At 37.8% G+C, this 12,862-nt stretch carries 11 protein-coding genes; 5 read left to right on the top strand and 6 right to left on the bottom strand.

Annotation, left to right across the window (positions count from 1 at the left end):
- Nucleotides 1-94 precede the first annotated feature (94 nt).
- The 4 genes from BM141_RS23000 to BM141_RS15155 all read right to left on the bottom strand — a co-directional run bounded on the left by BM141_RS23000 (nt 95) and on the right by BM141_RS15155 (nt 1,424).
- A complete protein-coding gene (locus BM141_RS23000; RefSeq protein WP_177217402.1) occupies nt 95-268 on the bottom strand; it encodes a hypothetical protein in 174 nt (57 codons plus the stop codon).
- Complete coding sequence (locus tag BM141_RS15165) at nt 261-590, bottom strand: AAA family ATPase (protein ID WP_091548144.1); 330 nt, start codon at nt 588-590, stop codon at nt 261-263. The genes BM141_RS23000 and BM141_RS15165 overlap by 8 nt, the downstream gene beginning before the upstream one ends.
- Nucleotides 591-691: 101 nt before the next feature.
- Nucleotides 692-1,141 carry an Hsp20/alpha crystallin family protein gene (locus tag BM141_RS15160; RefSeq protein ID WP_091548142.1) on the bottom strand — a complete coding sequence of 150 codons (450 nt, stop codon included), beginning with the start codon at nt 1,139-1,141 and terminating at the stop codon, nt 692-694.
- Between the two features lie 97 nt (nt 1,142-1,238).
- A complete protein-coding gene (locus tag BM141_RS15155; protein WP_091548228.1) occupies nt 1,239-1,424 on the bottom strand; it encodes a hypothetical protein in 186 nt (61 codons plus the stop codon).
- A 242-nt stretch (nt 1,425-1,666) separates the two neighbouring features.
- Here BM141_RS15155 and BM141_RS15150 point away from each other — a divergent pair, with 242 nt between their 5' ends.
- The 3 genes from BM141_RS15150 (at nt 1,667) to BM141_RS15140 (ending at nt 6,415) form a co-directional block, all read left to right on the top strand.
- Nucleotides 1,667-2,962 (top strand): serine hydrolase domain-containing protein, encoded by a 1,296-nt coding sequence (locus BM141_RS15150; RefSeq protein ID WP_091548140.1) that lies wholly within the window; start codon nt 1,667-1,669, stop codon nt 2,960-2,962.
- A 135-nt stretch (nt 2,963-3,097) separates the two neighbouring features.
- Nucleotides 3,098-3,796, top strand: a complete 699-nt coding sequence (locus BM141_RS15145; RefSeq protein WP_091548138.1) for a Uma2 family endonuclease — start codon at nt 3,098-3,100, stop codon at nt 3,794-3,796.
- Nucleotides 3,797-4,003: 207 nt separating this feature from the next.
- Nucleotides 4,004-6,415: an endonuclease MutS2 gene (locus tag BM141_RS15140; protein WP_091548136.1), complete on the top strand. Its 2,412-nt coding sequence runs from the start codon at nt 4,004-4,006 to the stop codon at nt 6,413-6,415.
- 25 nt (nt 6,416-6,440) lie between these two features.
- Here the strand turns inward: BM141_RS15140 and BM141_RS15135 are convergent, their stop codons facing one another.
- Nucleotides 6,441-7,937, bottom strand: a complete 1,497-nt coding sequence (locus BM141_RS15135; protein WP_091548134.1) for a sugar ABC transporter ATP-binding protein — start codon at nt 7,935-7,937, stop codon at nt 6,441-6,443.
- Nucleotides 7,938-7,951: 14 nt separating this feature from the next.
- On the bottom strand, nt 7,952-8,362 hold the full coding sequence (locus BM141_RS15130; RefSeq protein ID WP_245764072.1) for a response regulator: 411 nt from the start codon (nt 8,360-8,362) through the stop codon (nt 7,952-7,954).
- Nucleotides 8,363-8,750: 388 nt separating this feature from the next.
- Here BM141_RS15130 and thrA point away from each other — a divergent pair, with 388 nt between their 5' ends.
- Complete coding sequence (thrA, locus tag BM141_RS15125) at nt 8,751-11,195, top strand: bifunctional aspartate kinase/homoserine dehydrogenase I (protein WP_091548132.1); 2,445 nt, start codon at nt 8,751-8,753, stop codon at nt 11,193-11,195.
- Between the two features lie 154 nt (nt 11,196-11,349).
- Nucleotides 11,350-12,723, top strand: coding sequence for a hypothetical protein (locus BM141_RS15120; protein ID WP_091548130.1), 1,374 nt, complete (start codon nt 11,350-11,352; stop codon nt 12,721-12,723).
- Nucleotides 12,724-12,862 lie beyond the last annotated feature (139 nt).

Here is a 12,862-nt window from a genome sequence, read left to right as displayed (position 1 = left end):
TTGGCAAATCTCGGGAAGTAGATAATATCTATAAAAGAATTATATTTCTGAAAATTAGGCGCATAATTATCTAAAAACAGCAACTTGTAGTTTATTATTCATGGTCTAAATATCTATGAAGGTTAAAGAAAATATCTACATAATTATCCAAAGCATCTCGTAAATCCTCTTGGCTTAGTGTTTTTATCTTTGTTTGGTAGTCTTCAAAATATACAATGTTTACACTTAACTCATTCCAATCTGTTTTGCCAAGAATATTCTCAAACAAATTTTGAGTATGAAAGTCTTGCCTCAATGTTATCTGCTATCACTGAAATTGTATTTTCAGTAATTTCATCATAAAATAAGTTACTTGTTTTTTCAAGTCTTATCATTTGACTTAAACTATCAGGCATAGCAATTACCCCCAACAAACTCAATGCTTCCAAAATATTGGACTTGCCCGTATTGGGTTCACCTATGAAAATATCGCCCCCATTGCAGGCTAACTGCATGTGTTTGATAGATTTGAAGTTCTGTATCTCTAAGTTTCGTATCTGATTTTCTATCTTGTTTTTTCTTGGGCTAAAATTAGTATGCTTGCATAACATTTCCAAAAAATATAGCACAAAAGATTTTAGCAATATACAAAGAAAAACCCTCGCAAGTCGGGCTTGCAAGGGCAAAAAGAAAAAAATCAATTACTCATTTTTTATTTTATCTCTATATTTTTACTTACTGTAGGCTCGTGAGGGGACTTGGTTGGGAGAAAAATGAGTAAAATACCATTTTCCATTTTAGCTGTGATACCCTCCTCGTCTATAGTGTCATTCAGGGTAAAAGAGCGATAGAGGTTTTCTTGGTGAAACTCCTTGACAATGAACTCCTCTTCCTCCTCTTTATAGTTGCTTTTTACTGCTGAAATCTTCAGTACGCCATTTTCTATATTTACTCTCACGGCATCTTTATCAAAGCCCGGAAGAGCAATCTGCAAGTTGTACCCTTTCTCATTTCTACTTAGGTTAGTTGCCGCTTCATCTTTAGCGAGCCAGCTCTTGCGGAAAGGCGAATGTGCTAAAAACCGATTTTCCTCAAAAAAACGGTCAATATCGGTACTAAACCTTTCAAAAGTCTTATTTTTTGTTGTTCCAAGATATGACATAGTATTTACAAGTTTTATACACCAAAATTAACTTGTACTAAGAAGAAAAAAAATGACATTTGTGCAGGTATTTAGGTGATTTTTGTCATATTTTCATCTACTTTTTTAGCTGGTACATTCGCCTAATTTTATTTATCAAATACAATTTCTGAGCAGTAAAACTTTTAGGGTGCATTTGTGCAAAAAGTTGCTCAAACTCTTTGAAGCGAGCAGGTTCTTTTTCTTTAAAAAGTTGCGGGTTGATATTTTTCCCTATCAAATATTTTTCAAAATCGCTTTCCATATCTTGCATGTTTAATTCCAATTAATAAGATAGCTAATACAAAGGTAGTCTTAATTTTTCTACCGCAAGTACACAAGCCTCGCAAGGGAAAATCATGAAACTTGCATGCTTTGTATTTTTGTGGTAAGTAATCGTATAAAACTTATAAAATTAGCTTAGATATAATAAATTTTATAAGGAAAATAATCTATTTTGCATCGACTGAAATATGATGATTTTTAAACAATAATCTTACTGTAAATATGAAAAAAATAACATTATTACTTGCGTTCTTTCTATGGGCATGGGTAATTTTTGCCCAAAATGGTTTTAAAGCCACCACAGACCAACTCCAAGAGGGCAAACCTTCGGAAGTTGGAATGTCTGAGGAGCGATTGATGCAAATAGACAAAACACTACAAGAATACATAGACAAAAAATGGACTCATGGTGCGGTGGCAATAGTGGCTCGCAAAGGCAAAATAGTTTATTACAAAAGTTTTGGTACAAGTGGCATAGGCAACGACCAAGCAATGCGAAAAGACGACTTGTTTCGCATTATGTCCATGACAAAGCCTATTACCTCAGTAGCTTTGATGATACTTTACGAAGAAGGAAAATTTCTCTTAGATGAGCCTCTTTCTAAGTACATACCTGAGTTTAAGAACCCTGTAGTGCTAAAAACTTTTAACGAGCAGGACAGTAGCTATACCACAGAACCTGCCAAAAGAGAAATCACTATTCGTCAGATACTTACGCATACTTCGGGTATTGCTTATGGGTTTACTGATGCCAAAAAATGGGGGGCTATCTTTGCCAAAGCCAAAGTTCCTGATTTTGCGAGTGCCTACCCCATTACTATCGGTGAGAAAATGAAAGTGTTGGCTAAACTTCCCTTAGTACATCACCCAGGCGAGATGTGGACTTACGGTTTGAACACAGACGTATGTGGCTACTTGGTAGAAGTATTATCGGGTATGACACTTTCCGATTTTTGTGAAAAACGCATTTTCCAGCCTTTGGGAATGAATGAAACACACTATTTTTGGAATGAAAGCGAAGAAAAAAGATTAGTGAGGGTTTATACAGAAAAAGAAGGATTAGTTGCCAAAGAAACTAATCCTGATTTGCTAAAAATGGTAGAATATCCCGTAAAAGGAGCAAAAAAGTATTTTTCTGGCGGAAGTGGACTTACCTCTACTGCTTTGGATTACTTGAAATTTTGTCAATTTATCCTGAATGGCGGGACTTACAACGGAAAACGCCTGCTCAGCCGAAAAACGATAGAACTAATGACTAAGAACCAGATTGGCGATTTAGCTATTTGGGGCGGAAGTAAGTTTGGTTTAGGTTTTTCCATTAGCACAGAAAAAACTGCTGCTCAAAAGTTAGGTTCTGTAGGCAGATTGGGGTGGGGAGGAGCGTTGAGTACACACTTTTGGATAGACCCCAAAGAAGAAATAGTAGGGGTACTAATGATGCAAATTTTCTCCTCTACCCATAATAGCGAGATTTATGATAAGTTCGAAAATGCTACTTATCAGAGTATCATAGACTAAACTATCAAAGTAATAGGCTTGGGTAATCTTCGGTAGCTATGCAAAATTAGCATGGCAAAGTTCTTACGGGGTTTATCTTTATAATTTGAAATAAAATTCTTAGATTCGTGTTTAAAAAATTTTCCTAAGGATAAAATGACTGTTGTACTTGACACACCAAGAAAAAATTTGGAGTTAGGCTTCTCCTACGAAGACTATCTCACCTTTCTGGAAAAAGCCGAGGAAGGGCAAATAGAACACAAATTTCAGTATTTTGATGGAGAAATTATCCCTGCACATAGCGGAACGCCTCTCCCTGAGTGGTTCGTAAGCTATGTACTAAGCGAGGATTTTGGTACTCAACCTATTACTCTTATTTTTGAAATGCCAACACAAAATCACGACATTATTACCTCCAACTTGCATGGAATGCTTTATGTATTTTCCAAAGACAAAGATGTACGCGTGTACTCTCAAGGCACGTACATTTGCTTAGAAGTAAGTACTAAAACTCCCTTGCCAGACATTGTACTTACCTCTAAATCAGGGGAAAAAAGAAATAAATACCATCAGTTGCTAAATCCTTTGGCAATCATAGAGATTCTGTCCGAATCTACCAAAAATCTCGACCAGACCCGAAAGATGGAGGCTTACCAAAGCATAGAAACTTTGATAGAATATATTTTGATAGACCAATACAAACCTTATGTAGCTATTCATAGACGCATTAGTGCAAACAAGTGGGAGCAGGAATATCTGACCTCTATGAGTAGCAAGGTACATTTAGAGAGTATTGGGTACAGTTTGAGCCTTTCAGAGATTTACGAAGGAGTAGTTTTTGAAACAGGACTATAAAAAAAAATGTCAGTTTGTATTGCCTTATCCTTAACACTTGCTTTCTGCTCGTTTCATTACCTTCCTCCAGAGAAAATACCTAACTTTGCAACGTTTATCAATAAAATTGGGTCTTAAAGAGGTGCTTTAACTTCTTTCTCCTTTGAGGAAGGGCTGTTGCAGTTGTTTTTGCACATATACATAATACCAAGACAGAAAATACTTGTAATGCTTTATCCAAAAAATTTTGAAGAAAAAATAGGATTCGACAAAATTAGAGAACTGCTCAAAGAGGAATGTAGCGGAACATTAGGGCAGTCTTTTGTCGATAAAATCAGATTTTCAGATAATTACGAAGTGATTTTAAAACTGCTGCGCCAAACTGATGAGTTTATCAAAATCATTCAGGCGGGCGAGCCTTTCCCTAACAGCTATTTTTTAGATGTCAATGCTTCCTTAGACAAGGCAAGAATAGAGAATACTTTTTTGCTGGAGGACGAGTTCCAAGATTTGAAAATGTCTTTGGGGACTTTCTTCAAGTGCATAGAGTTTTTAGAAAAAAAAGACGAAAAGTTTTTCCCTACGCTCAAAGAGCTGTGTAATAACCTGCACATTGACAAGACTTTACTCAAAGAAATAGAAAGAATCATAGATGACAGAGGCAAGGTCAGGAACAATGCCTCGCCCGAGCTTCAGCGAATTAGGTCGAGTATGTTGGAGGCACAGAATAGCGTAAGAAAAAAGTTGGACGCTATCTTGAAATCGCTCAAAGGGCAAAACTTGGTAAATGAGGACACTTCCTTGACGATTCGCGAAGGTCGCATGGTCATTCCCTTAGCGGTAGAGTACAAGCGCAGGATTAAGGGTTTTGTGCATGATACCTCCTCCTCTGGGCAGACGGTCTATATAGAACCCGAGGAGGTATTGGAAATTAACAACGAAATCAGGGAGTTAGAGTACGAAGAAAGGAGAGAAATTGTACGTATTTTGACGGCACTGACCGACAAAGTGCGTCCTCATGTACCTGACTTGAAAAAAGCCTATTCTTTTTTAGGCATTATTGATTTTATCCGTGCCAAAGCCCAATTTTCCTTAAAAATTGGAGCGAATTTTCCCGATTTAGATAGAAAACCTGCATTGAATTGGTACAATGCCAAGCACCCCTTGCTTTTCCTCAACTTTCAAAAACAGGGGAAAAATGTAGTCCCTCTGAACATCAGCTTAGATGAAAAAAATAGGATTTTACTTATTTCGGGACCTAACGCGGGGGGGAAATCTGTCTGCTTGAAAACGGTAGGACTGCTCCAATATATGTTGCAATGTGGCTTGCTTATTTCTGCTATGGAAGGAGCGAAATGCGGCATTTTTGAAAACTTATTTATTGACATTGGCGATGAGCAATCTATTGAAAATGACCTCAGTACGTACAGTTCGCATTTGAAAAACATGAAGCATTTTACTTTGTTTGCCAATGAGAGAACACTTTGCCTCATAGACGAATTTGGAACGGGAACAGAGCCACAACTTGGGGGAGCTATTGCAGAAGCTATTTTAGAAGACTTGAACCAGAAAAAGGCTTATGGAGTCATCACTACTCACTATGCTAACCTCAAAGTTTTTGCTGAAAACACGGAAGGAGTCATCAATGGAGCAATGCGATACGATGTCAAGCAGTTAGAACCGCTTTTTGAGTTGGAAATAGGTACGCCGGGAAGTTCTTTTGCCTTAGAAATTGCCCAAAAAATAGGCTTGCCGCGAAGCATTACCCAAAGTGCGAGGCAGAAAGTAGGCAAAGATAAAATAGACATGGAAAAGTTACTGACAGAGTTGGAACTAGACAAGAAGTTTTACAGAGAAAAAAACAAGGAGTTACAAGAAACTCAAAAACAGTTAGATAAGACCTTGAAAGAGTACGAAAAACTCAAAAACTTCCTTGAAACCAATCGTAAGCAACTCATGAACGAAGCGAAGGCACAAGCCAAAAGCCTACTCAAAGAGGCAAACCAAAAAATAGAGGGAGTCATCAAGGAAATCAAAGATAGCCAAGCAGAAAAGGAAAAAACTAAGACACTAAGAAAAGAACTTGACGAGTACAAAGAAAATCTAAAACCTGAAATAGTTGTCATTGACAATGAGGAAGAAAACCCAACAGAAGAAGTAGAGGAAATAGGAGGAAACATAGAGGTAGGAGATTTTGTCAAACTCAAAGACCAAAACGCAGTAGGCGAAGTTTTAGCCATCAGAAATAAAGATGTTACCGTTTCTATTGGGGATTTGAAATCTACTATCAAACTGAATAGATTGGTGAAAATCAAGCGAAAAACATATGAGCAGGCAACGAAAAAACCCGTTGCTCCTGCCTATACATCTATGGATATGATAGAAAAAATGCAAAACTTTTCCTCTCGCTTAGATGTACGTGGGGATAGGGCAGAGGAAGCTCTTGCCAAAGTAGCTACCCTCATAGACGAGGCTATATACTTGAATCAGCATGAGTTATATATTGTGCATGGCAAGGGAGATGGGATTTTGCGAAACCTCATTCGCGAGCATCTCCGCAACTACAAGGAGGTTGCCTCTATGCAAGACGAACATGCAGACAGAGGAGGCGTAGGGGTTACGATAGTAAAATTGAAGTAAATTTTGTGATTGTAAATTTGACCTCTCAAAAATTGTAACGACCAGAAGTTGCATAGAGCATAATGGCATCTTCTGTCCATTGCTCAACTTCTCTAATGGGGGACATTTCGCCTCTGTGCATAACAGCTAAGGTATCGCAAACCCCCAAAAGTTCAGGGAGATAGGAACTTATCATCACTATCGCCTTACCTTGACCAGCTAACTGCTGTATGAGGCGGTAAATTTCTGACTTGCTCCCTACGTCTATGCCTCTGGTTGGCTCATCTAAAAAGAGAATCTCGCTCTCATGGTGCAGCAAGCGTGCCAAGCATATTTTTTGCTGATTCCCGCCTGAGAGTCCGCTAATTGCTTGGTCAATAGATTGGTACTTACTGCCCAGTTTGTCTGCCCAATTTTTAGCATTTTGGCTTTCTTCTTTTAAGTTTAAAAAGCCCAATTTTGTATATTTTTTTAGAGCAGAAAGCGTCAAATTGGTAGCAATTGAGAGGTTCAATGCCAAACCTTCTTCTTTGCGGTTCTCACTCAATAGATTGATACCTTTGTCCAACGTTGTTTGCGGATAGAGATAGTGAGCTTTGATGTGGGGATACTCCTTGATTTTGACCTCTCCATTTTTTACTTTTTCTAAACCAAAAATGGCTCTAATCGTTTCTGAACGCCCCGCTCCTATCAATCCTGCCAAACCTAAAATTTCACCTTTGCGAAGCTTAAAACTTACACTTTTAGGACTAATACCATTCCCTAACCGATTGACCTCTAAGACAGTTTCTCCTATGGTATGGAGAATATTGGGGTAGAGTTCGTCCACTGAACGCCCTACCATCTGCTTGATGATTTCGGGAATAGTAATTTCTTGCATACTCCCTGAACTGATAGTTTCCCCATCTCTGAGTACCGTAAAACTATCGCTAATTTCTTTGACTTCCTCTAAAAAATGGCTTATATAAATAATTGCAATGCCTTGTTTTTTAAGTGTTTGTATAACTTTGAAGAGGGCTTGGGTATCTTCTGAGGAAAGCGAACTCGTAGGCTCGTCCATGATGATGATTTGGGCTTCGGCAACTAAGGCACGCGCTATCTCCACCAACTGTTGCTTGCCTATGCTCAACTCTCTTACTTTGGTAGTAGGAGAAAAACCTTGCCCCAACAGACTGAGGGCCTGTCTTACTTTTTCTTGATTATTTTTTACAAAGCCAAATTGTGTAGGCTCTATACCAAGCATAATATTTTCTTCTACGGTAAGGTGCGGGGCTAAAGTGAGTTCTTGGTAAATCATCGCAATTCCTAACTTGCGACTGTCCAAAGGGTTTTTAGGTAGGTAGGTTTGTCCATTAAAAAACATCTGCCCGCTATCAGCTTGGTGCGCCCCACTAATGACCTTCATCAAGGTACTCTTACCCGCACCATTTTCTCCTATCAAGGCATGGACTTCTCCTTTTTTTACGTGCAGAGAAACACCTTTTAGAGCTTTAACCACGCCAAAGGACTTGTAAATGTTGTGTAGAGAAAGCAAATAATCCATTGGCAGATAGATAGTTATTGTCCAAGTAAAACCCTAACATCTTTTAAAACCTCATCGGTGAGCGGTTTGGTGATGAACTTAATCACATAGTTGTTATTCACAATTTTATCTATGTCCCTTTTATTGTCAGAACTTGACAAGATGATGACCTTGCACTTTTTCTTGATATTATCAGGAAACTTCTCGAACTCATACAAAAATACAAATCCGTCCACAATTGGCATATTGATGTCCAAGAAAATCAAATCGGGCAAGTTTATATCATTATTTTGTTCTGCTTCCAAATATTGCAAGGCACTTTTCCCTGAATTTTTTATCTCAGTACGCTTGGCAAACTTGGTAAGCTCGATGATACGCTTACTGATAAAGTTATCAGTGTCATTATCATCAACTAACATCACTAAATCAACGGCAGGTGAAGTCATATAATTTATTAATTAGCTAAAAATCATTTATACGAATCTACTAACAAATATATTGTATCTGTTATTTTAATTCTCAAAAATAAAATGATTTTTATTTATACAAACACTTTTTTCTATCTTTTTGCAAAACTAATGAAATTTAGACAGATTCGTTAGCCCCCTGGACAAGTAAGATAAGCAATATTTTTAGAAAATTCATCATTCTGAGTTTGATTTGAATATTTACGGGCAAACTTTACAAAATTTTAAACAAGCAGGCATTTATTTTATATTTTTTGCTTCCCAATACCTATTTTTGCACCTCAATTTAGATAAAAATTAAAACAGTTAATCGTGAAACGTAATTTTCCTGTACTTTTCACCTCCACTTTTCACTAATCACTAACGTATGAAAGTGCTAAAATTTGGTGGTTCTTCTGTGCAAACACCAGAAAGAATCCGTAATGTAGTAAAAATTGTCAAAGCTGACAAACAAGCAAGGGTGGTAGTTTGCTCTGCCTTCGGTGGAATTACTGACCAACTCATCAATACGGCAAAAATGGCTGAGAAAGGCGATGAGACCTACAAAAACCTTTTTAAAGAAATTGAAAAAAGACATATTGAGGCGGCTAAAGAACTCATAGAAATCAAAAGACAGAGTAGCGTAGTGGCTCAGGTAAAAAATCTCTTAAATGAATTAGAGGAACTTTTAGAAGGGATTTTTCTGCTTAGAGAACTTAGCAAGCGTACATTAGATAATATTGTGAGTTTCGGAGAGCGATTTTCTTGCTACATTATTAGCGAATATGCCAAAGATGCAGGATTGCAAGCTGAATATTTGGATACCAGAAAGGTCATTAGAACCAATAGTAATTTTACTAATGCCGCAGTTGATTTTGAAATTACGGATAAACTTATCCAAGAATATATTGCGCAACATCCAGCACTCCAAATTGCTACGGGTTTCATCGGCTCTAATGCAGAAGGGGTAACGACTACTTTGGGTCGTGGAGGCTCTGACTATACGGTTTCTATTTTTGGTGCGGCACTTCAAGCCTCCGAAATCGAGATTTGGACTGACGTAGATGGGGTAATGACCGCAGACCCTCGCAAAGTAGCACAGGCTTTTCCTGTGCCTACACTGACTTATGAGGAAGCTATGGAACTTTCTCATTTTGGGGCAAAGGTGATTTATCCACCTACAATGGTGCCTGCGCTGAAAAAAAATATTCCTATTCTTATTCGCAATACCTTTAACCCAGATTTTAAAGGGTCTATCATTTATAATCAATCGAGCAGTGATGGTAAAGCGGTCAAAGGAATTACCTCTATTAGCAATATTGCTCTTTTGCGCGTACAAGGTAGCGGCATGGTAGGCGTAGCGGGGGTTTCTGCAAGGCTATTTGGGGCATTGGCAAAAGAAAGCATCAGCGTTATTTTAATTACACAAGCCTCCTCCGAACATTCTATTTGCTTTGCTGTCAAGCCTGAGGAAGCACCTTTGGCAGTAAAACTTATCAATGAAGAGTTTGCCACTGAGATTCAAAGGAGTGAGATTGACAAAGTAGTGGCAGAGTATGACCTTTCCATCGTAGCGATTGTAGGGGAAAATATGAAGAAAACTTCTGGGGTAGCGGGCAAAATGTTCCAATCTTTGGGGAAAAACGGGATTAATATTACCGCCATTGCACAAGGTTCTTCTGAGTTGAATATTTCGGTAGTTATCAAGAAAGAAGATGAAGTAAAAGCACTTAGGGCATTGCATCAGGCATTTTTCCTTTCGGACATCAAGGTCATCAATGTTTTCATAGTAGGAGTAGGGCTGATAGGAAGTACACTTTTAAAGCAGATACAAGAACAGAAAAAGTATTTATTAAAAGAGTACAGCATCGATTTTAAAATCATTGCTTTGGCAAACAGCAAAAAGAAACTTTTTGATGCCAATGGTATAGACCTTACAGTTTGGAAAGAACGCTTGTTCAACTCACCTGAGAATATGGATATGGAGAGCTTTGTTAGAGAAATGGAACAGCTCAACTTGCCGAACTCTGTTTTCATAGACAATACTGCAAGCAGTTTGGTGTCAAGTTTCTATGAAAGGATATTAAAGGCAAGTATTTCTATCGTTACTCCTAACAAAATTGCTTCTTCAGGTGGCTATCACCAATACCAAAACCTCAAAGACTTAGCAAAAAAGCACGATGTAGTTTACCTTTATGAAACCAACGTGGGAGCGGCTTTGCCTGTAATTAGTACCTTACAAGATTTGGTCAATAGTGGGGACAAAATTTTGAAAATTGAAGCAGTGCTTTCTGGAACGCTGTCTTATATTTTCAATACTTTTGATAGTACAAAGAAATTCAGTGAGGTGGTCAAAGATGCCAAACTCAAAGGCTATACCGAGCCAGACCCCAGAGAAGATTTGAGCTGCTCTGATGTAGCACGCAAAATATTGATTCTCACCAGAGAATGTGGCTATCCTATGGAAAGCTCTGATGTAGTCATTCATGGTTTTATTCCCGAGAGCTGCCAGAAAGCCCCTTCGGTAGAGGAGTTTTTTGTGGAGTTAGAAAAATCCGATGCTTACTTTGAGCAAATGCGAGCCAATGCAGAAAAAGAGGGAAAAGTACTCAGGTGCATTGCCAAGTTTGAAAATGGCAGAGCAGACATTGCCTTGCAAGCAGTAGGTCGTGAGCATCCTTTTTACCAACTCTCAGGAAGTGATAACATCATCGCTTTCACTACGGCTCGCTATCCTGAAAGACCGCTTTTGGTCAAAGGAGCGGGGGCTGGGGCAGAAGTAACCGCCGCAGGGGTATTTGCCGATATGATTCGCATTGCTAACTATCTGTAAACAGATACTTTTTTGCAAATCCAGACCATTACAAGCAGATTTTGTTTGTGATGGTTTTTTATTTGAGTAAGTTTTTGTATCTTAGTAAGAATAATTTGCGTTATAATCTCATTAACCTTACTATCATACAAAAACCGTCTAAAACATTACAGACATGAAAGACAAGTCCAAAGAGGAAAAAATTTTAGAAGAAATCCGAAAAAGAGTTCTCGACTTTGAGAGCCAGAACCAAGAGAAAGAAGACTTAGAAAGTTTACGTAAGGCTAATATCCAAGCCTTGAACGAGATGAGTTCACTGAGCCAAGAGGAGATTTTACGCATCTCCTTCCAAGTTCGCAAAGAATTTGAAGCAAAAGAAGCAAGACGTAAGAGGCTGATAGTGCTATGTTTTGCTATCTTAATCGTAATTTCAGGGATTTGGATAATAAGATTTTTAAATAAGCAAAATAATACATTCATAGAAACTTTTGATGACAATAGTAAAAATTGGAGTTTGTATGATGATGTAAAGTATGAGCGAAAAATAGAGAATGGAAGCTATGTTTTTCAGACTGGAAATGATGGCTGGTGCTATTGGGACGCAAATAATGTCAATTTTCCTGATTATTTTGCCGTAGAACTTACCTCTGTATGGGAGAGGGGAGAAAAAAAATCAGAATATGGCATAGGATTGTATCAAGATGATGCCAATACTATTTGTTTTTCTCTTTTCCCTGATGGAGAAGTAAGTTTTGCTCAGTATCAAAACGATAATTGGGTCATAGACAATGACTGGACAGGTAGGATAGCAAACAGCGAAGGCAAAGAGAACCTACAACGTGTAGAAATAAGACGCAGTACTAATCAATTTAAGTATTTTGTGAACAGCCACTTAGCCAAAGAGGGAACGTTCTTGCCTATTGCTTTGAACAAAGTAGGATTTCGCTCTTGTGGTGTGCAAAGAGTTGCCTTCAAAAGCCTCAAAGTGATTGACTTAAATACAAATAGTACTATTTTTAGTGATGATTTTGAAACAACACGCAACGATAGATGGACGCTAAAAAAAGAAATCAAGGCGATTTCTGAAATCAAAGACGGACAGTATATTTTAGAAACCAATGAGGTGGATAAATGCTTTTATGCGGCTCAATATTATACTATAACCCCAAGCCAAGATGTAGATATTATCCTTAAAATGAAGTCCTTGCAAGGTATCACAAGTGATTTTGGGCTTACACTTATCCAAGACGAAGTAAATTTTTATAGTTTGGACTATCAAAACAACGGCAAAGCCAGATATACGCTCTACGAAGGGGATAAATATACTATTACCGGAGCTTACAAAAATACAAAGATTGAGAGTAGTGAGCAACTTCCTGTGGTAACTATGAAAGTGGAAATTAGAAGTGGAAAAGTAAGCTATTACATTAATGAAACTTTCGTAGAGGCTTTTTCTCTTAGAAATGACTTTCTCATTTCAAAAGTAGGTATTCGGGCTTGTGATGAGCAGAAAGTAGCTTTTGATGAGTTGCAAATTATTCCGCAGTAGGAGTTTATGGTTAATGATTAATCGCACAGAATAATTTTTCACATTTTTTTGCTTTTTCATATTTTTTTACTTATATTAAGAGTCAAATTTATATAAACTTATTCTTTACCATGACTTTACCGATGCTTTCCTTGTTGGA

It is taken from the genome of Thermoflexibacter ruber, from assembly GCF_900113045.1.
Classification (GTDB): domain Bacteria; phylum Bacteroidota; class Bacteroidia; order Cytophagales; family Thermoflexibacteraceae; genus Thermoflexibacter; species Thermoflexibacter ruber.
The sequence above is the reverse complement of the archived record's forward strand: the minus strand, read 5'-3'. Positions and strand labels throughout refer to the sequence as shown.

What these genes read in the sequence shown, in the direction of transcription:
- BM141_RS15165 (WP_091548144.1), bottom strand. Translation starts at nt 590, where the DNA reads ATGTTATGCAAGCATACTAATTTTAGCCCAAGAAAAAACAAGATAGAA.
- BM141_RS15160 (WP_091548142.1), bottom strand. Translation starts at nt 1,141, where the DNA reads ATGTCATATCTTGGAACAACAAAAAATAAGACTTTTGAAAGGTTTAGT.
- BM141_RS15155 (WP_091548228.1), bottom strand. Translation starts at nt 1,424, where the DNA reads ATGGAAAGCGATTTTGAAAAATATTTGATAGGGAAAAATATCAACCCG.
- BM141_RS15150 (WP_091548140.1), top strand. Translation starts at nt 1,667, where the DNA reads ATGAAAAAAATAACATTATTACTTGCGTTCTTTCTATGGGCATGGGTA.
- BM141_RS15145 (WP_091548138.1), top strand. Translation starts at nt 3,098, where the DNA reads ATGACTGTTGTACTTGACACACCAAGAAAAAATTTGGAGTTAGGCTTC.
- BM141_RS15140 (WP_091548136.1), top strand. Translation starts at nt 4,004, where the DNA reads ATGCTTTATCCAAAAAATTTTGAAGAAAAAATAGGATTCGACAAAATT.
- BM141_RS15135 (WP_091548134.1), bottom strand. Translation starts at nt 7,937, where the DNA reads ATGGATTATTTGCTTTCTCTACACAACATTTACAAGTCCTTTGGCGTG.
- BM141_RS15130 (WP_245764072.1), bottom strand. Translation starts at nt 8,362, where the DNA reads ATGACTTCACCTGCCGTTGATTTAGTGATGTTAGTTGATGATAATGAC.
- thrA (WP_091548132.1), top strand. Translation starts at nt 8,751, where the DNA reads ATGAAAGTGCTAAAATTTGGTGGTTCTTCTGTGCAAACACCAGAAAGA.
- BM141_RS15120 (WP_091548130.1), top strand. Translation starts at nt 11,350, where the DNA reads ATGAAAGACAAGTCCAAAGAGGAAAAAATTTTAGAAGAAATCCGAAAA.